Raw genomic sequence first — 17,117 nt, 5'->3', positions numbered from 1 at the left:
GGTCGCAGTACCGTTGTCGGGTGGACAACAGGCAAGCAATGGGCTCATGGCTCTCCGGACCGCGCGCGGCCGCCGAGGAGATGGGCGTCGACTTCGGTTACCGCGGGGAGCGCCTCGGACTGCCGGAGAGCGGACCGGGCTCGATCGCACGGCCCGGCCGGCGCATCGCGGCGATCTTCATCGACTGGGCGCTGTGCATGCTCGTCGCCTACGCCTTCCTGGCGGGCGGCAAGGCCCAGCAGACGGGCAACTGGGCGCTGCTGATCTTCTTCGTACTCAGCGTGCTCACTGTCGGTACGGTCGGCTGCACCCCGGGCAAGCGGCTGCTCGGACTGCGCGTGATCAGCGAGAACGGCGGCCGGCTCTCGCTGCCGCGGGTCCTGCTGCGCAGCGTGCTGCTGGCGATCGGCATCCCGGCGATCATCTGGGACCGCGACACCCGCGGCCTGCACGACCGGCTCGCCCGCGCCGTCCAGGTCCGCATCTGAGCGAGCGGGACGCGGGGCCGGAAGAAGGCGGGCAGACGGCGGAAGGCCGGGGCCGCGAGAGACGGAAAGGCGGGGCGGAACCGAGAGGTTCCGCCCCGCCTTCGTCGTCGTACGGGGGTGCGTACGGGCCTCAGCGGCCCTTCGGCATCCGGGTGCCCTTGGGCATCGGCCCCTTCGGGATGGGCATGTTGCTGAGCAGGTCGCCGAGCGCCCGCAGACGGTCGTTGACGACCGTCACCTGGGCGCCGGGCAGCACGCGGGGCAGCTTGAGCAGCGTGGTGCGCAGCTTCTTGATGGGCACCTGGCCCTCGCCGTCGCCCACCACGATGTCGTGCACCGGGACGTCCGCCACGATGCGCGCCATGCGCTTCTTCTCGGCCGCCAGCAGGCCCTTGACCCGGTTGGGGTTGCCCTCGCCGACGAGCACGATGCCCGCCTTGCCCACCGCGCGGTGCACGACGTCCTGGTTGCGGTTCATCGCGACCGCGGGCGTCGTGGTCCAGCCACGGCCGACGTTCTCCAGGACCGCGGCAGCGGCGCCCGGCTGGCCTTCGAGCTGCCCGAAGGCGGCGTGCTCGGCCCGGCGTCCGAAGACGATCGCCATCGCGAGGAAGGCCAGCAGGAAGCCCAGGATGCCCAGGTAGACCGGGTGGTCGATCCAGAAGCCGATGGCGAGGAGCACACCGAAGGTGACGATGCCCACAGCCGCGACGACAAGACCGACCTTCGAGTCGACCTTCTTGGTCATCTTGTAGGTCAGGGCGATCTGCTTCAGTCGCCCGGGGTTCTCGGATGTTTCCTTCCTCGCCATAAAGCGAAGTTTACGTGGCCTGCGGACCTGGGGTGGCCACGGCCTCCAGCAGGTGCTGCGCCTCGCGCCGGGCCTTGGCCCGGCGGCGGTCCTCCAGCACCGCGGTCCAGGCGTTCCGGCGGGCGGTGCGCTGACCGCGGCGCATCAGCAGCCCCTCCAGGGCGCGCAGGGCCCCCGTGACGGACGGGGGCCGCACGGAGAGGGTGGCGGGCAGTGCGGAGGGCGGAGCGAAAGAGGCGCGTACCGGCGCGGCCTGCATGTCATGGTCCCCTCGGAGAGCGGAATGGGATGACTGAGCAGCGGGGGGCTGGCGGTGCGGGTGAGGGAGCACTGCTGCGGTGCGTGCTTCCATCGTCACCGAACGGTGTTACCAATGGATGACCAGTTGGTCAAACACCTATGAAACGTTGACGCGACCGATACCGTGCCCACCTTCAGGTGGCGGTACCGGCCGCGTCGGGGCCCGCGGGCAGGTCGCTCAGAGCGCCTGCGCGGAGGTGGCGGCCGTGCGCCGCTCCATCGCCTGCTGGAAGAGCCGGCCCGCGCGGTACGAGGAGCGGACCAGCGGCCCGGACATCACGCCGGAGTAGCCGATCGCGTCGGCCTCGTCCTTGAGCTCCACGAACTCCTGCGGCTTCACCCAGCGCTCGACGGGGTGGTGGCGCGGGGAGGGGCGCAGGTACTGGGTGATGGTGATCAGCTCACAGCCCGCCTCGTGCAGGTCGCGCAGCGCCTCGCTGACCTCCTCGCGGGTCTCGCCCATGCCCAGGATGAGGTTGGACTTGGTGACCAGACCGGCCTCGCGCGCCTTGGTGATGACCTCGAGGGAGCGCTCGTAGCGGAAGCCGGGGCGGATGCGCTTGAAGATCCGCGGCACCGTCTCGACGTTGTGCGCGAAGACCTCGGGGCGGGAGGCGAAGACCTCCTCCAGCAGCTCCGGCACCGCGTTGAAGTCGGGGGCCAGCAGCTCGACCTTGGTGTGGCCGCCCTCGCGGCCCGCCGTCTGCTGGTGGATCTGGCGCACGGTCTCCGCGTACAGCCAGGCGCCGCCGTCCGGCAGGTCGTCGCGCGCGACGCCGGTGATGGTGGCGTAGTTCAGGTCCATGGTGACCACGGACTCGCCGACGCGGCGCGGCTCGTCACGGTCCAGGGCCTGCGGCTTGCCGGTGTCGATCTGGCAGAAGTCACAGCGCCGGGTGCACTGGTCGCCACCGATGAGGAAGGTCGCCTCGCGGTCCTCCCAGCATTCGTAGATGTTCGGACAGCCGGCCTCCTGGCACACGGTGTGCAGGCCCTCGCTCTTCACGAGGTTCTGCATCTTGGTGTACTCGGGGCCCATCTTCGCCCGGGTCTTGATCCACTCGGGCTTGCGCTCGATGGGGGTCTGGGCGTTCCGGACCTCCAAGCGCAGCATCTTGCGTCCGTCGGGTGCGACAGCGGACACGTCCGGCTCCCTATGGCTTCGATTCTTCGGCGGACACCAGGGTACGCCCGTTAATTCGTACGTGTTTACGCGTATGGGGTGCGCGTGTGGGTTATGGGTGGGACAACCCGTGGGCGGTGGGGGCCATTCCCCCGGGCCGCCGGGGTGCCCCGGGGTAACCGCTAGACCGCCCTCGGCAGGGGCTCCGCCGACTCCAGGACCTCTCGCAGATGCTTCTCCATCACGGGCACCACCTCGCTCACGGGCACCCGGCGTCCCAGCTCGTTGGAGAGCGAGGTCACTCCCGCGTCCCGGATGCCACAGGGCACGATCCGGTCGAACCAGGTGTTGTCGGGGTCACAGTTCAGCGCGAAGCCGTGCATGGTCACGCCCTTGGCGATCCGGATGCCGATCGCCGCGAGCTTGCGGTCCTCGCCGCGCTGGCCGGCGTTCGAGGGGGCGTACTCCGGGCCGTTGAGCCGGGGGTCGAACTCCTCGTCCGCGAGCCGCGGGTCGAAGTCCAGCTTCAGCCCGCCGGTGGCCGGGGCGCCCTCCCGGGCGTCGCCCAGCACCCATACGCCGCTGCGGCCCTCGACCCGGGTCGTCTCCAGGCCGAAGTCCGCGCAGGCGCGGATGAGCGCCTCCTCCAGGCGGCGCACGTGCGCGATGACGTCCACCGGGCGCGGCAGCTTGAGGATCGGATAGCCGACGAGCTGCCCCGGGCCGTGCCAGGTGATCTTTCCGCCCCGGTCGACGTCGACCACGGGGGTGCCGTCCAGGGGGCGCTCGCTGTCCTCCGTGCGCCGTCCCGCGGTGTAGACCGCCGGGTGCTCCAACAGCAGACAGGTGTCCGGGACCTCGTCCGCGAACCTGGCCGCGTGCACCCGCCGCTGCTCCTGCCACGCCTCCTGATACTCGACGGCGTCCGCCCCGAAGCCCAGGTGGACAAAGCGCAGCTCACTCACGGCAGCTCCTCTTCGAACCTTTTCGAACCTTGCAGTGCACCGTGGGTGCCTCCCGCGCGTCTCACGCCGTCTCACGCGATTCCGCACGCTGTCACTCACGCACTTGCCACTGTACGGCGGGCCGCCAGCAGTGCCGCAGGCGGCCGGTCGGCCCGCCCCGGCCCTCATGGGCCCCGGGGGCGCCTTCCATGCGTATTTGATCTGTCCTCACACGATCGGATGAATGCGGGGCGAAGGCGGCGATCGGGGCGTTGCGCGGCCGCTAAGTTCGCGCCGTTCCACAACGCGATCAGGGAGACCGGCAGGCTGATGACGGAACGACCCCCGCAGCGCATCCCCAATCGCCAGCTCGCCGCACTGATCGCGGAGGCTGGCTTCTCCAACGCAGGGCTGGCGCGGCGCGTCGATCAGTTAGGGCTTGAGCACGGCCTCGACCTCCGCTACGACAAGACCTCGGTCACCCGCTGGCTGCGCGGCCAGCAGCCGCGCGGCACCACACCCGCGCTGATCGCCGAGGTCTTCACCCGGCGGCTCGGCCGGCGGCTGTCCGCACAGGATCTCGGGCTGGACGCGTGCGCGCCGGTGTACGCCGGGCTGGAATTCGCCGCTTCGCCGGAAGAGGCCATTGACATCGTCAGCGGCCTGTGGCGGAAGGACTCCGGCAGCCATACCGAGCTCCGGAAGATCGCCTTCACCCCGGCGGGGCTGGTGGTGCCGAGCCGGGACTGGCTGATCGGCCGGGCCGACGAGCGCGTGGCCCGCGGCGCTGCCCCCGTGCCCGTCACGGACGGCGCCGCCCGGGTGCCCGCGCAGTCCCGCGGGCTGCCGCCGCGCCAGCGGCACGCCGAGCGCGGGCCCGGCGGCCGGGTCTCGATGGGCGACATCGCGGCGCTGCGGTCGGTGGGCGAGCTCTTCCGGACGCTCGACCACGCGTACGGCGGCGGGCACGCCCGGCAGGCCCTGGTGCGCTATCTGGAGCACGAGGCCGAGCCGATGCTCCGCGGCACCTACGGCGAGGCGGCCGGGCGGCGGCTCTTCGGCGCCGTCGCCGACCTCACCCGGCTCGCCGGGTGGACGTCGTACGACATCGCCGCCCACGGCCTGGCGCAGCGCTATTTCGTCCAGGCGCTGCGGCTCGCCCAGGCGGCGGGGGACCGGCCCTACGGCAGCTATGTGCTGGTGACCATGAGCCGGCAGGCGGTCTATCTCGGGCACGGCCGGGAGGCGGTGCAGCTGGCCCGGGTCGCCCAGCAGGGCGTGGGCTCGGGGGCGCCGTCCGTGGTGCAGTCACTGCTGCACGCGGTCGAGGCCCGGGGGCACGGTGTGCTCGGCGAGGTGCGGGCCTGCTCGGCGTCGCTCGCGCGGGCGGAGCGGGCGCTGGAGAGCGCGCGGCCGGGCGACGAGGTGCCGTACTGGGCCCGCTTCTTCGACGAGGCGCAGCTGGCCGACGAGTTCGGGCACTGTCACCGCGACCTCCAGCAGTACCGGGCCGCGGCGCAGCACGCGGAGCGGTCCCTGCAACTGCGCAGCGCGGCGTACGCCCGCAGCCGTCTCTTCTGCCGCGTGGTGCTGGCCACGGCGCGGCTGGGGCTGGGCGAGCTGGATCAGGCGTGCGCGCTGGGCGCGGAGGCGGCGGCGCAGGCGGCCGAGATGCGGTCGGTGCGGGCGCTGGAGTATGTCCGGGATTTCGAGCGGCGGTTGGAGCCGTATCGGGACGCGGCCGCGGTTCGGGCTTACCGGGAGAAGGTGGCTCTGCTTTAGCGGTGCCCTCGCTTCACGGGGTCCGGGGCTTGGGTCCTGGGCCCCTTCGCGTTTCCGGGGTCCCGTTCCGCCCACTGGGGTGGGGTCTGGGGCTCGGTGCGCGGCTGCGGGCCGGTGGGGGCTGGTCGCGCAGTTCCCCGCGCCCCTGGGGCCCGGGGCTTCGCCCCTGGGGCCCGGGGCTTCGCCCCTGGGTCCCGTCGGGCCCATGCGGCGGGGCCGCTCAGGAGCACGGCCCCGCCTCGGCCCACGTCACCCCTACGCCGCCTGCAGTTCCTCCGAGTCCTGTGGTGCGCGGATGCCCAAGTCGCGGAGGACGGCGAGTGCCGCCCGGCGGCCGGAGAAGAGGGCGCCCTGGACGGTGCTGGTGTCGCGGTGGTCGCCGCAGACGTAGAGGCCGGACAGCAGGCGGACCGGGCGGCGTACGTCGTGCGGGGCCGGCATGGCCGGGACGGCGTCCGCGTCGTGGTGGGCGGCCAGCAGCTGCCAGTCGGTGGTGGACGTGCCGTAGACGCGGGCGAGTTGGGCGCGGGCCGCGCGGTCCAGTTCGGCGGTGGGCAGCCCGGCCGCGGCGCCGAGCACCGTCGAGGTGATCAGGGCCCGGCCCGCGGGCGCCCGGGTGGGGTCGACCTCGCTGGCCACCATCGTGTGCGCGACCGGCCCGCGGCGGCCTCCCGCGATGATCAGCGACGCCTCGCGCAGCGGGGGTTCCGCGGTGGTGTGATGCAGCACCGTCACCGGGTGGAACCCCGGCATCCGCAGGCCCGGGATCAGCTCCGCCGCGGCCCGGGCCCCCGTGGCCACGACCACCGACCGGCAGCGGAACTCGCCGTGCCCGGCCGTGCTCACGGACGTGGTGCAGGCGGCCTCGGCGCGCACGCCCGTGCGGACCGTGCCGGGCGGCAGCAGCGCGGCGAGCAGCTCGGGCACGGTGTCCGCGCCGCCCTCCGGCAGGCAGAGGCGGCCGCGGGCGTAGCCGCGCAGCACCAGGTCGGCGCAGCGGCTGGACGTCGTGAGGTCCGGGTCGCACAGCAGCGACGCCAGCAGCGGGCGCAGGAAGCCCTCGACCGTGCGGGACGGCAGGCCGCGGCCCGCCAGGGTGTCGGCGGTGGGCCGGTCCGGGCGGGCGAGCACCCGGTGGGCGGGCAGGGCGGCCAGCCGGGCCAGGGCGGTGCCGAGCCGGGCCTGGTCGAGGCCGCCGGCGCGGGAGGCGCGGGCGGCCGTCGCGAAGGCGCGGGCCGTGGTGAACGCGCGCTTGCCCTGGCCCGGTTCACCGGTGCGCTGGTTGCGCCCGTCGGCGTGGACCAGGACCCCGGGGGTGAAGGGGCGCAGGGTGAGCGCGTCCAGGCCCGGGGTGCGGAGCAGTTCGGGGAAGGCGGTGTTGAGCAGCTGTGCCGTGCGGTCCAGCCGGAAGCCGTCGACCTGGCCGGTCGTCATCCGTCCGCCGACATAAGGGGCGGCCTCCAGGACGATGACCGTCACCCCGGCGGCAGTGAGCCGGTGCGCCGCGGAGAGTCCGGCGAGGCCGGCCCCCACGATGACGACGTCGGCGTCGTGTGCGGTGTCGCGTGCGCTGCTGAGCACGTGCCCTCCTGGGGTCAAGTCCGCTCGCTCTGGGGCCTGATGCCCTCAACGGGCAGCGGCAATGCGCGATTTGCCTCGACCGTAGAGAGAAATTCGGTCAACAACAGTCGCGCACGGACAGAGCACGGTCGCACGGTGGTCGCACGTTCCGGAGGGCCGCGGCGGGCCGTGTTCAGGGTGTGTCGGTCAGCGCCGCGCGTACGGCGCTCTCGACGTCCGGGAAGGCGAACGAGAAGCCGGAGTCCAGCAGCCGCCGCGGCAGTACGCGCTGGCTCGCGAGCACGTCACCGGCCATCTCGCCCAGCGCCAGCCTGAGCGCGGGCGCGGGCGCCGTGCACAGCGTCGGCCGGTGCAGCACGCGCCCCATGACCGCGGTCACCTCGCGGTTGGTGACCGGCACGGGCGCCGTGAGGTTCACGGGCCCTGACAGGCTTTCGGTGTCCAGGAGATGGCGCAGGGCGGCGACGTGGTCGTGCAGCGCGATGAAGCTCCAGAACTGGCGGCCGCTGCCCAGCCGCCCGCCGAGGCCGGACCGGAAGAGCGGGAAGAGCTTGGCCCAGGCGCCGCCGTCGCGGGAGACGACGAGCCCGGTGCGCGCGAAGACGGTGCGCACGCCCGCCTCGGCCGCCGCCCCGGCCGCCTCCTCCCACTCCTGGCAGAGGTCGGCGAGGAAGCCGTGGCCGGGCGGGGTGCTCTCGTCGGCCTGCCGGTCGCCCGTGTCGCCGTAGATGCCGATGGCGCTGCCGCTGACCAGCACGCGCGGCGGGGTGTCGAGGGAGGCGAGGGCCTCGGCGAGGGCGGCGGTGCCCAGCACGCGGCTGTCGCGGAGCTTCTTCTTGTAGGCCGCTGTCCAGCGGTGGTCGCCGATGCCGGCCCCCGCGAGGTGCACCACGCCCTCGCACCCGGTGAGCCCGTCGGTGTCCACCCACTGCCGCTCGGGGTCCCACTCCACCTCGGTCGCGGACCGCGGCGGGCGGCGCACGAGGCGCACGGCCTGATGGCCGTCCGCGGTGAGGGAGCGTACGAGTGCCCTGCCGATGAGACCGGTCGAGCCGGTGATCGCGATCCGCATGTACCCATCCTGTCCGGTGGCTCACTGCTCCCTGAAGCGGGACCACAGTCTGGGGAAGCGTTCCGCCAGGACGGACTCGTCCTCCAGGTCGAAAGGCGTGCCCAGGGGTTCGCGCGGCGGGGCGGGCAGCGCGAGGTCCGGCGTCTCGGCGCCGGTCAGCTGTTCGTACGCCTCGTCGGCCGCGTAGCCCAGGTCCTCCCCGTCGCCGTCCACCTCGTCGTCGAAGTCCTCCAGGAGCTCCGCGAGGTGGTCGGGGTCGTGTATGCCGCCCTCGAAGACCTCCCGGCCCTGGCCGATGAGCCAGCAGCGGAAGTAGTCGAAGGCGTCGTCGCTGGCGCCGTTCAGCAGGACGGACGCCGCGCCCCACAGGTCCCACAGATAGGACCGGTTGTAGCGCGCCTCGAAGTGCCGGGCGAAGTCCACCACGTCGTCGGGGTCGAGCTGCATCAGCCGCTCGACCAGCAGATCGGCCTGGTCCTCGGCGTCGCCCTCGGCGGCCTCGCGGGTGGCGTCGATCAGTTCCCAGAACTCCGTCTCGTCCATCACGGCACCAGCATCGGGCCAACCACCGGGCGCCGCACGTGGAGCGGACCGGATGCGGCCGTGTCGTTACCGGCGCGTCGCCCGAAGGGGATCTCACGAATCCCGACAGGAGGTGTCCGGATTGGCTGGCAGGGTCCCCCGTGCGAAGACCGGCAGGACACCGGCACGACGGAAGGACACCAGGACGTGAACACTCGGAGCACACCGGGCGGACCGCTCGCGGGCAAGGTCGCCCTGGTCGCGGGAGCGACGCGGGGAGCGGGCCGGGCCATGGCGGTGGCACTCGGCGAGGCGGGGGCGACCGTCTACGCGACGGGCCGCACGACCCGCGGCCACCGCAGCGAGGTCGGGCGGGCGGAGACCGTCGAGGAGACCGCGGAGCTGGTGACGGCCGCGGGCGGGACCGGCATCGCGGTCCCCACCGACCACCTGGAGCCGGACCGGGTCAAGGCGCTCGTGGAACGCGTCGACCGCGAACAGGGGCGGCTCGATGTGCTCGTCAACGACGTCTGGGGCGGCGACCACCTGCTCGAGTCCGGCACCAAGGTCTGGGACGCCGACCTCGGCAAGGGCCTGCGCATGCTGCGCCTCTCCCTGGAGACGCACGCGATCACCAGCCATCACGCGCTGCCGCTGCTGATCCGGCGGCCCGGGGGACTGGTCGTGGAGATCACCGACGGCACGGAGGAGTTCAACGCCGCCTACCGCGGCAACCTCTTCTACGACCTCGCGAAGTACGGGCCGATCCGGATGGCACGCGGCCTCGCGGAAGAGCTGAAGGAGTACGGCGGGACCGCCCTCTCGCTCACGCCCGGCTTCCTGCGGTCGGAGGCGATGCTCGACCACTTCGGGGTGACCGAGGAGACGTGGCGCGACGCGGTGCGCGAGGATCCGCATTTCGCGATCTCGGAGTCGCCGGCGCTCATCGGGCGGGCGGTCGCGCACCTCGCGGCCGACCCGGACAGGGCCCGCTGGAACGGCGCGTCCCTCTCCAGCGGCGAACTGGCCCGGGAGTACGGGTTCACCGACGTGGACGGATCGCGGCCGGACTGCTTCGCGTACTTCAAGGACGTGGTCCTCGGCGGCAAGGAGGGGCGGGTGGCGGACTACCGCTAGACGCTCCGCCGGAAGCAGTGCCAGGTGCCGTCGGTCGTCCGGGCGCCGTCGTGGCCGGGCGCGCCCACGCGGCGGAGCCGCGCGCCGACGCCTCCCCGCGCCCGCGGTGGGCTCCACCCCGCTCAGGACGCGCCCTCCGGCCCGTACAGCTCCGCGCCGCGCGCCGCCGCCGAGGCGAACCGTTCACGCAGCGGCCCGGGAGCCAGCACCTCGGCCTCCGGGCCCAGGGCGAGCAGCTGCTCGTAGGCCACCTCCAGCGACTCCACGCCCAGGGTGACCGTGATCCGGCCCCGCTCGTCCGGCGGGCCCGCGGCCTCGACCGCCTCGCGGGCCGCCGTGCGGTCGGTGACGTGGGGGAGGCGGCGGGCGCCCTCGGGGGTGAGGCGGAGCACGGCGCGCTCGCGCAGCAGGGACCGGGTGAACTCCGCCGCCCGCTCCTCCCAGAAGACCGGCAGGTCGAAGGCGTCGGAGCGGAGGAACCGTTCCTCCCCGGCCGTCACCGCGGTGAAGCGGTCCACGCGGTAGACGCGGAATTCCCGCGTGTCCACCGCGCGGGCCGCGAGATACCAGACCCCGGCCTTCAGGACGAGGCCGTACGGGTCGAGGTCGCGCTCCACCTCGGCGTCGCGCCTGAGGTAGCGGGCCGTCAGCCGGCGGTCGTCCCACACCGCGTCGGCGATCGCGGGCAGCAGCTCGGGCGGTTCGGCCGGCTGCCACCAGCCGGGGGCGTCCAGGTGGAAGCGCTGGGCCGCGCTCGCGGAGGCATCGTTCAGCTCGGGCCGGAGCGCGGCGGAGACCTTGAGCCGGGCGGCGGAGGCGGCGTCGGCGAGGCCCATCTCGCGCAGCGCGGAGGGCACGCCGGAGAGGAACAGCGCCTCGGCTTCCGTGCGCCCGAGACCGGTCAGCCGGGTGCGGTAACCGCCGATGAGGCGGTAGCCGCCGGACCGGCCGCGGTCGGCGTAGACGGGGACGCCCGCTTCGGACAGGGCGAGGACGTCCCGGGCGACCGTACGCTCCGAGACCTCCAGCTGCCGCGCCAGCTCGGACCCCGTCATCGACGTCCGGGACTGGAGGAGCAGCACCAATTTGATCAGCCTGGCCGCGCGCATGCGTTCATCATGCCCAGCGGCACCGGCCTTACGGTTTCCACCGGCCTTACGGTTTCCGGTGGCCTGGCGGTTGCGGCGACGACAGGACTCCGCGCGTCGGCCAGGGCATGGAAGGCGCGCGGAGTCCTGCCCTCACCGTCGAGCCTCGCCGTGTCACAGGACAGGGCGCCATGGCGGGGCTCGCACCGGAAGGACCGGATGACCGGGACGCGATGCGTCCCGCGGAGACGATACGCCTCTGATCGATGATCGATCAATGCCGGGCGTGGAAAAACTTTCCCGCGCAGCGGAGACCGGGGGGTCAGATCCGTGGCGCGCAGCTCAGGACGTGGGTCTTCAGCAGCTCGCCGATCTCCGGATCGCGCCGCTTGAACGCCTCCACGATCTCCGCGTGGTCCTCGGCGTACGACCGCGGCTCCGGGCTCAGCCAGCGGATCGACAGGGTCGTCCACACCTCGATGCCCAGCGACTCCCAGGTGTGCAGCAGGACGGCGTTCCCGGCCGCCCTGACGATCTCCCGGTGGAAGGCCACCGTGTGCCGCACCTGCGCCTCGCCGTCGCCCGAGCGGTCCGCGGCGTAGAGCGCCTCCACCTCCGGCCGCAGCGTCGCGTCGTCCTCGGCGAGCACGGGCGCCGCCAGCTCGGCCGCGAGCCGCTCCAGGCCCGCCCGCACCGGGTAGCTCTCCTTGAGGTCGGTGGCGGTGAGGCCGCGGACGCGTACGCCCTTGTTGGGCACCGACTCGATCAGCCGCAGCGACTCCAGCTCGCGCAGGGCCTCCCGGACGGGCGTCTGGCTCACCGCCAGCTCGGCGGCGATCCGGCGCTCCACGATCCGCTCGCCCGGTTGCCAGCGGCCGCTGATGATTCCCTCGAGGATGTGCTCGCGGATCTGCTCACGCAGCGAATGCACGACGGGTGTGGCCATGGGGGCTCCTTAGGGGCGGGCCCGGATCGGACCGGACGCCATTATTCCCGGGAGGTGGACGCCGCTCGCGGCCCGGCTGGTTTCGGGAGCGTAAAGCCGCGGGACGGCGAAGGGCGCGGCCCCGGCCCGTACCGCAGTACGGGACCGGGGCCGCGCCCTTCAGGCTGCCCTGGGGGAGGCGAGGATCTACAGACCGATCTCGGTCTCGAACTCGGCGGCCTCCAGGATCTCCTTGACGGCCGACAGGTAACGGGCCGCGTCGGCGCCGTCCACCAGGCGGTGGTCGTAGGAGAGCGACAGGTAGGTCATGTCGCGGACGGCGATGACCGTGCCCTCGGGGGTCTCGACGACCACCGGGCGCTTGACGGTCGCGCCGATGCCCAGGATGCCGACCTGGTTCGGGGGCACGATGACCGTGTCGAACAGCGCACCGCGCGAGCCGGTGTTGCTGATCGTGAAGGTCGCGCCGGCGAGGTCGTCCGGCGTGATCTTGTTGGAGCGGACCTTGCCGGCCAGCTCCGCGGTCTTCTTGGCGATGCCCGCGATGTTGAGGTCACCCGCACCCTTGATGACCGGGGTCATCAGGCCCTTCTCCGAGTCGACGGCGATGCCGACGTTCTCGGAGTCGAAGTAGGTGATGGTGCCCTCTTCCTCGTTGATCCGGGCGTTGACGACCGGGTGGGCCTTCAGCGCCTGGACGGCGGCCTTGACGAAGAACGGCATCGGGGAGAGCTTGACGCCCTCACGCTGCGCGAACGCGTCCTTGGCCTTGCCGCGCATCTTCATGATCTTGGTGATGTCCACCTCGACCACGGAGGTGAGCTGCGCCTGGCCGTGCAGCGCCTTCATCATGTTGTCGCCGATGACCTTGCGCATGCGGGTCATCTTGACCGTCTGGCCACGCAGCGGCGACGGGGCCGCGGCGGCGGCCTTCGGCGCGGCGGCGGGGGCGGCGGCCGGGGCCGGCGCGGCCTTGGCGGCCTCGGCGGCGGCGATGACGTCCTGCTTGCGGATGCGGCCACCGACACCGGTGCCCTGGACGGCCGCGAGGTTCACGCCGTTCTCGGCGGCGAGCTTGCGCACCAGCGGGGTGACGTAAGCGCCGTCGGTCGCGGCAGCGGCGGCCGGGGCCGGGGTGACGGGCGCGGCCACCGGAGCGGGCGCGGCCGGGGCCGGAGCGGCAGCCGGAGCCGGAGCGGCGGCGGGAGCCGGGGCGGCCGGAGCCGGAGCCGGGGCAGCGGCCGGAGCCGGGGCAGCCGGAGCGGCGGGGGCCTCGGCGGCGGGGGCCGGGGCGGCGGCGGGGGCCGGCGCGGCCGGAGCCGGAGCGGCGGCCGGAGCGGCACCCGCGGCACCGATGACGGCGAGCTTGGCGCCGACCTCGGCGGTCTCGTCCTCACCGACGACGATCTCCAGCAGGACGCCGGCGACCGGGGCGGGAATCTCGGTGTCGACCTTGTCGGTGGAGACCTCGAGCAGCGGCTCGTCGACCTCGACCGTCTCGCCGACCTCCTTGAGCCAGCGGGTGACGGTGCCCTCGGTCACGGACTCGCCCAGGGCGGGGAGCACGACCGGGGTGCCCTCGGCGGCACCGGCGGGGGCGGCCGCGGGGGCCTCCTCGGCCGGGGCGGCGGCGGGGGCGGGGGCGGCAGGGGCCTCGGCGACCGGGGCGGGAGCCTCGGCCGGAGCGGCGGGGGCCTCGGCGGCGGCCGGGGCCGGAGCCTCGGCCGGGGCACCGGTGCCGTCGTCGATGATGGCCAGCTCGGCGCCGACCTCGACCGTCTCGTCCTCGGCGACCTTGATGGAGGCCAGGATGCCGGACGCGGGCGCCGGGATCTCGGTGTCGACCTTGTCGGTGGAGACCTCGAGCAGCGGCTCGTCGGCCTCGACACGCTCACCCTCGGCCTTGAGCCAGCGGGTGACGGTGCCCTCGGACACGCTCTCGCCGAGCGCCGGCAGTGTTACGGAAACCGCCATGGTTGCGGTTGCTCCTTACGAGTAGTGCGGATGATGGTGCGCTCGGGAATTAGTCGTGCGCGTGCAGCGGCTTGCCGGCCAGGGCCAGGTGGGCCTCGCCGAGAGCCTCGTTCTGCGTCGGGTGCGCGTGGATGAGCTGCGCGACCTCGGCCGGCAGCGCCTCCCAGTTGTAGACCAGCTGGGCCTCGCCGACCTGCTCACCCATACGGTCACCGACCATGTGGACGCCGACGACGGCACCGTCCTTGACCTGGACGAGCTTGATCTCGCCCGCGGTCTTGAGGATCTTGCTCTTGCCGTTGCCCGCGAGGTTGTACTTCAGAGCGACGACCTTGTCCGCGCCGTAGATCTCCTTGGCCTTGGCCTCGGTGATGCCCACGGAGGCGACCTCGGGGTGGCAGTACGTCACCCGGGGCACGCCGTCGTAGTCGATCGGCACGGGCTTGAGACCGGCCAGTCGCTCCGCCACCAGGATGCCCTCGGCGAAGCCGACGTGCGCGAGCTGGAGCGTCGGGACGAGGTCACCGACGGCCGAGATCGTCGGCACGTTGGTCTGCATGTACTCGTCGACCAGGACGTAGCCGCGGTCCATCGCGACGCCCTGCTCCTCATAGCCCAGGCCCTGCGAGACCGGGCCGCGGCCGATGGCGACGAGCAGGATCTCGGCCTCGAACTCCTTGCCGTCCGCAAGGGTGACCTTCACGCCGTCGGCGGTGTACTCCGCCTTCTGGAAGAAGGTGCCGAGGTTGAACTTGATGCCGCGCTTGCGGAAGGCGCGCTCCAGCAGCTTGGAGCTGTTCTCGTCCTCGACCGGGACGAGGTGCTTGAGGCCCTCGACGATCGTGACGTCGGTCCCGAAGGACTTCCACGCGGACGCGAACTCGACGCCGATGACGCCGCCGCCCAGGACGATCGCGGACTTCGGCACGCGGTCCAGGGTCAGGCCGTGGTCCGAGGAGATGATGCGGTTGCCGTCGATCTCCAGGCCCGGCAGCGACTTCGGCACGGAGCCGGTCGCCAGCAGGATGTGGCGGCCCTGGATGCGCTGGCCGTTCACGTCGACGGAGGTCGGGGAGGACAGGCGGCCCTCGCCCTCGATGTAGGTCACCTTGCGGGAGGCGACCAGACCCTGGAGGCCCTTGTACAGGCCGGCGATCACGTCGTCCTTGTACTTGTGGACGCCCGCGATGTCGATGCCCTCGAAGGTGGCCTTGACACCGAACTGCGCGGCCTCGCGGGCCTGGTCGGCGATCTCACCGGCGTGCAGCAGCGCCTTGGTGGGGATGCAGCCGTTGTGCAGGCAGGTGCCGCCGAGCTTGTTCTTCTCGATCAGAGCGACGTCCAGACCCAGCTGCGCTCCGCGCAGGGCAGCGGCGTAACCGCCGCTACCGCCTCCGAGGATCACTAGGTCGAAAACGGTGCTGGCGTCGTTCGCCACGTCACGTCCTCCATGCATGGAATACGCCGGAGCCGGTCGTCTCTGACCGGGCGGCGGCTGTTGTTCGGCCGCTTTTGCTTCGGCCCTGGGTCAATGGGGCCCTGTCCTGCCGAGACAACATCTTCGCACTTGTTGACGGACGGCGGGACGCCGGGCGGGGGCTCCGGGGAGACTGATGCGTCACCTTCGGGGGTTACTCGCGCGTACGAGGTGTGGATTTCGTTACGGGCGAACGAATGCCGGACGGCCCCGGGCGAAACGCTCGGGGCCGCACATTTCGCACGCGAGTCCGATCCGGCTCAGCCGAGGTCGCCGTCGGCGATGTGCTCCGCCAGGCGGACCAGGGTGCGAACCCCGGAGCCCGTGCCGCCCTTCGGGGTGTAGCCGAAGGGGGCGCTCTCGTGGTACGCGGGACCGGCGATGTCCAGGTGGGCCCACGGGATGCCCTCGCCCACGAACTCCTTCAGGAAGAGGCCCGCGGACAGGCCGCCGCCCATCCGCTCGCCGATGTTGGCGAAGTCGGCGACGGGCGAGTCCATGGCCTTGCGCAGCTCGGCCGGGAGCGGCATCGGCCACGCCTGCTCGCCGCTCTCCTCGGCGATCTCGTAGACCGAGGTGCGGAACGCGTCGTCGTTGGCCATGACGCCGAACGTGCGATTGCCGAGCGCGGACACCATGGCACCCGTCAGGGTGGCGACGTCCACGAGCGCGTCGGGGTTCTCCTCCGAGGCGCGGGCCAGGGCGTCGCCCATGACCAGGCGGCCCTCGGCGTCGGTGTTGAGGACCTCGCAGGTCTTGCCGCCGTACATCCGCAGCACGTCACCCGGGCGGGCGGCGGTGCCGGACGGCATGTTCTCGGCGAGCGCCAGCCAGCCGGTCACGTTGACCCGCAGGCCGAGCCGCGCGGCGGTGACGACCGCGGCGAACACGGCGGCGGCGCCGGCCATGTCGCACTTCATCGTCTCGTTGTGGCCGGCCGGCTTGAGCGAGATGCCGCCCGAGTCGTAGGTGATGCCCTTGCCGACCAGCGCGAGCGTCTTCTCGGCCTTGGGGTGGGTGTAGCCGAGGCGCACCAGCCGCGGCGGGTTGGCGGAGCCCTGGCCGACGCCCATGATGCCGCCGAAGCCGCCCTTGAGCAGCGCCTTCTCGTCCAGCACCTCGACCTTGAAGCCGTGCTCCTTGCCCGCGGCCTGGGCCGTTGTGGCGAAGGACTTCGGGGTGAGGTCGTTCGGCGGGAGGTTGACCAGGTCGCGGGCCCGGTTCATCTCCTCGGCCAGCGCGGCCGCCCGCTCGGCGGCCGCCTTGAACGCCTTGTCGCGGGGCTTGGCGCCCAGCAGCGCGACCTCGCCGAGCGGGGCGTTCTTGCCGGACTTGTCGGCGTTCTTCTTGCCGCCGTCGACCGGCACGAAGGAGTACGCGCCGAGCAGCGCGCCCTCGGCGACGGCCGCGGCCGCCTCGGCGTCCTCCACCGGCAGGGCGAACCCGGCCTTCTTGACGCCCGTCAGCGCGCGGGCCGCGGAGCCGGCGGCGCGGCGGAGGGCCTCGTGGCCGAAGCCCTCGTCCTTGGCCGGGGCGTCGCCCAGCCCCACCGCCAGCACGAGCGGGGCCTTGAGCCCGGACGGCGCGGGGAGCTTGGTCGTCTCGCCCTCGCCGCCGGTGGCGCCGAGGGTGTCCAGGACGGCGGCGAGCTTGCCGTCGAACGCCTTGTCCACGGTTTCGGCGCCGGACGCGACGACCGGGCCCTTGGGGCCCTTCGCCACGCCGATGACGATGGCGTCCGCGCGGAGCGTCGCCGCACTGGATGTGCTGAGAGTCAGAGCAGACACGGTGGTGGGGTCCCTACTTCCGTTTGAGTTTTCGGCCGATGGGTGGGCCGGCCGCACCCTGCGCATCGTATGCGTCTCGCGGGCG

General features: G+C 72.8%; 15 protein-coding genes. 3 read left to right on the top strand and 12 right to left on the bottom strand.

Annotated features, from left to right (window positions below):
* The first annotated feature begins 20 nt into the window (after positions 1 to 20).
* The gene (locus ACZ4A5_RS01315) at positions 21 to 488 is read left to right on the top strand and encodes an RDD family protein (protein ID WP_467576872.1); all 468 of its coding nucleotides are present in this window, start codon (positions 21 to 23) and stop codon (positions 486 to 488) included.
* 130 nt (positions 489 to 618) lie between these two features.
* Here the strand turns inward: ACZ4A5_RS01315 and ACZ4A5_RS01310 are convergent, their stop codons facing one another.
* The 4 genes from ACZ4A5_RS01310 to lipB all read right to left on the bottom strand — a co-directional run bounded on the left by ACZ4A5_RS01310 (position 619) and on the right by lipB (position 3,687).
* Positions 619 to 1,299, bottom strand: coding sequence for a DUF4191 domain-containing protein (locus tag ACZ4A5_RS01310; protein WP_398867330.1), 681 nt, complete (start codon positions 1,297 to 1,299; stop codon positions 619 to 621).
* Positions 1,300 to 1,309: 10 nt separating this feature from the next.
* Complete coding sequence (locus tag ACZ4A5_RS01305) at positions 1,310 to 1,558, bottom strand: SCO2195 family GlnR-regulated protein (protein ID WP_398867329.1); 249 nt, start codon at positions 1,556 to 1,558, stop codon at positions 1,310 to 1,312.
* Between the two features lie 219 nt (positions 1,559 to 1,777).
* Positions 1,778 to 2,743, bottom strand: coding sequence for a lipoyl synthase (lipA, locus tag ACZ4A5_RS01300; RefSeq protein WP_467576870.1), 966 nt, complete (start codon positions 2,741 to 2,743; stop codon positions 1,778 to 1,780).
* A 161-nt stretch (positions 2,744 to 2,904) separates the two neighbouring features.
* Positions 2,905 to 3,687: a lipoyl(octanoyl) transferase LipB gene (lipB, locus tag ACZ4A5_RS01295; protein ID WP_467576867.1), complete on the bottom strand. Its 783-nt coding sequence runs from the start codon at positions 3,685 to 3,687 to the stop codon at positions 2,905 to 2,907.
* A gap of 309 nt (positions 3,688 to 3,996) precedes the next feature.
* On the opposite strand from lipB, the gene ACZ4A5_RS01290 reads away from it, so the two are divergent.
* Complete coding sequence (locus tag ACZ4A5_RS01290; RefSeq protein WP_467576863.1) at positions 3,997 to 5,448, top strand: regulator; 1,452 nt, start codon at positions 3,997 to 3,999, stop codon at positions 5,446 to 5,448.
* Between the two features lie 255 nt (positions 5,449 to 5,703).
* On the opposite strand, the gene ACZ4A5_RS01285 is transcribed toward ACZ4A5_RS01290, so the two are convergent.
* From ACZ4A5_RS01285 to ACZ4A5_RS01275, 3 genes are all read right to left on the bottom strand, one after another.
* Positions 5,704 to 7,029, bottom strand: coding sequence for an NAD(P)/FAD-dependent oxidoreductase (locus ACZ4A5_RS01285; RefSeq protein WP_467576860.1), 1,326 nt, complete (start codon positions 7,027 to 7,029; stop codon positions 5,704 to 5,706).
* Positions 7,030 to 7,201: 172 nt separating this feature from the next.
* On the bottom strand, positions 7,202 to 8,101 hold the full coding sequence (locus ACZ4A5_RS01280; RefSeq protein WP_467576857.1) for a TIGR01777 family oxidoreductase: 900 nt from the start codon (positions 8,099 to 8,101) through the stop codon (positions 7,202 to 7,204).
* Positions 8,102 to 8,122: 21 nt separating this feature from the next.
* Positions 8,123 to 8,644, bottom strand: coding sequence for a DUF4240 domain-containing protein (locus tag ACZ4A5_RS01275; protein WP_467577245.1), 522 nt, complete (start codon positions 8,642 to 8,644; stop codon positions 8,123 to 8,125).
* Positions 8,645 to 8,830: 186 nt separating this feature from the next.
* Between ACZ4A5_RS01275 and ACZ4A5_RS01270 the strand changes: the two genes are divergently transcribed.
* Positions 8,831 to 9,760, top strand: coding sequence for an SDR family oxidoreductase (locus tag ACZ4A5_RS01270; protein WP_467576855.1), 930 nt, complete (start codon positions 8,831 to 8,833; stop codon positions 9,758 to 9,760).
* A 122-nt stretch (positions 9,761 to 9,882) separates the two neighbouring features.
* On the opposite strand, the gene ACZ4A5_RS01265 is transcribed toward ACZ4A5_RS01270, so the two are convergent.
* From ACZ4A5_RS01265 to ACZ4A5_RS01245, 5 genes are all read right to left on the bottom strand, one after another.
* Positions 9,883 to 10,869, bottom strand: coding sequence for a helix-turn-helix transcriptional regulator (locus ACZ4A5_RS01265; protein ID WP_467576851.1), 987 nt, complete (start codon positions 10,867 to 10,869; stop codon positions 9,883 to 9,885).
* Positions 10,870 to 11,170: 301 nt separating this feature from the next.
* Positions 11,171 to 11,794 (bottom strand): GntR family transcriptional regulator, encoded by a 624-nt coding sequence (locus tag ACZ4A5_RS01260; RefSeq protein ID WP_467576849.1) that lies wholly within the window; start codon positions 11,792 to 11,794, stop codon positions 11,171 to 11,173.
* A gap of 186 nt (positions 11,795 to 11,980) precedes the next feature.
* The gene (sucB, locus tag ACZ4A5_RS01255; RefSeq protein WP_467576845.1) at positions 11,981 to 13,768 is read right to left on the bottom strand and encodes a 2-oxoglutarate dehydrogenase, E2 component, dihydrolipoamide succinyltransferase; all 1,788 of its coding nucleotides are present in this window, start codon (positions 13,766 to 13,768) and stop codon (positions 11,981 to 11,983) included.
* 49 nt (positions 13,769 to 13,817) lie between these two features.
* Positions 13,818 to 15,206: a dihydrolipoyl dehydrogenase gene (lpdA, locus tag ACZ4A5_RS01250; protein ID WP_398867319.1), complete on the bottom strand. Its 1,389-nt coding sequence runs from the start codon at positions 15,204 to 15,206 to the stop codon at positions 13,818 to 13,820.
* 299 nt (positions 15,207 to 15,505) lie between these two features.
* Positions 15,506 to 17,032 (bottom strand): leucyl aminopeptidase, encoded by a 1,527-nt coding sequence (locus tag ACZ4A5_RS01245; RefSeq protein ID WP_467576842.1) that lies wholly within the window; start codon positions 17,030 to 17,032, stop codon positions 15,506 to 15,508.
* Between the last annotated feature and the right edge of the window lie 85 nt (positions 17,033 to 17,117).

It is taken from the genome of Streptomyces sp. NPDC025618, from assembly GCF_055558795.1.
Note: the sequence above shows the minus strand (reverse complement) of the source record. Positions and strands in the feature narration are given on the sequence as shown.

What these genes read in the sequence shown, in the direction of transcription:
- ACZ4A5_RS01310 (WP_398867330.1), bottom strand. Translation starts at nt 1,299, where the DNA reads ATGGCGAGGAAGGAAACATCCGAGAACCCCGGGCGACTGAAGCAGATC.
- ACZ4A5_RS01305 (WP_398867329.1), bottom strand. Translation starts at nt 1,558, where the DNA reads ATGCAGGCCGCGCCGGTACGCGCCTCTTTCGCTCCGCCCTCCGCACTG.
- ACZ4A5_RS01290 (WP_467576863.1), top strand. Translation starts at nt 3,997, where the DNA reads ATGACGGAACGACCCCCGCAGCGCATCCCCAATCGCCAGCTCGCCGCA.
- ACZ4A5_RS01280 (WP_467576857.1), bottom strand. Translation starts at nt 8,101, where the DNA reads ATGCGGATCGCGATCACCGGCTCGACCGGTCTCATCGGCAGGGCACTC.
- ACZ4A5_RS01275 (WP_467577245.1), bottom strand. Translation starts at nt 8,644, where the DNA reads ATGGACGAGACGGAGTTCTGGGAACTGATCGACGCCACCCGCGAGGCC.
- ACZ4A5_RS01265 (WP_467576851.1), bottom strand. Translation starts at nt 10,869, where the DNA reads ATGCGCGCGGCCAGGCTGATCAAATTGGTGCTGCTCCTCCAGTCCCGG.
- ACZ4A5_RS01260 (WP_467576849.1), bottom strand. Translation starts at nt 11,794, where the DNA reads ATGGCCACACCCGTCGTGCATTCGCTGCGTGAGCAGATCCGCGAGCAC.
- sucB (WP_467576845.1), bottom strand. Translation starts at nt 13,768, where the DNA reads ATGGCGGTTTCCGTAACACTGCCGGCGCTCGGCGAGAGCGTGTCCGAG.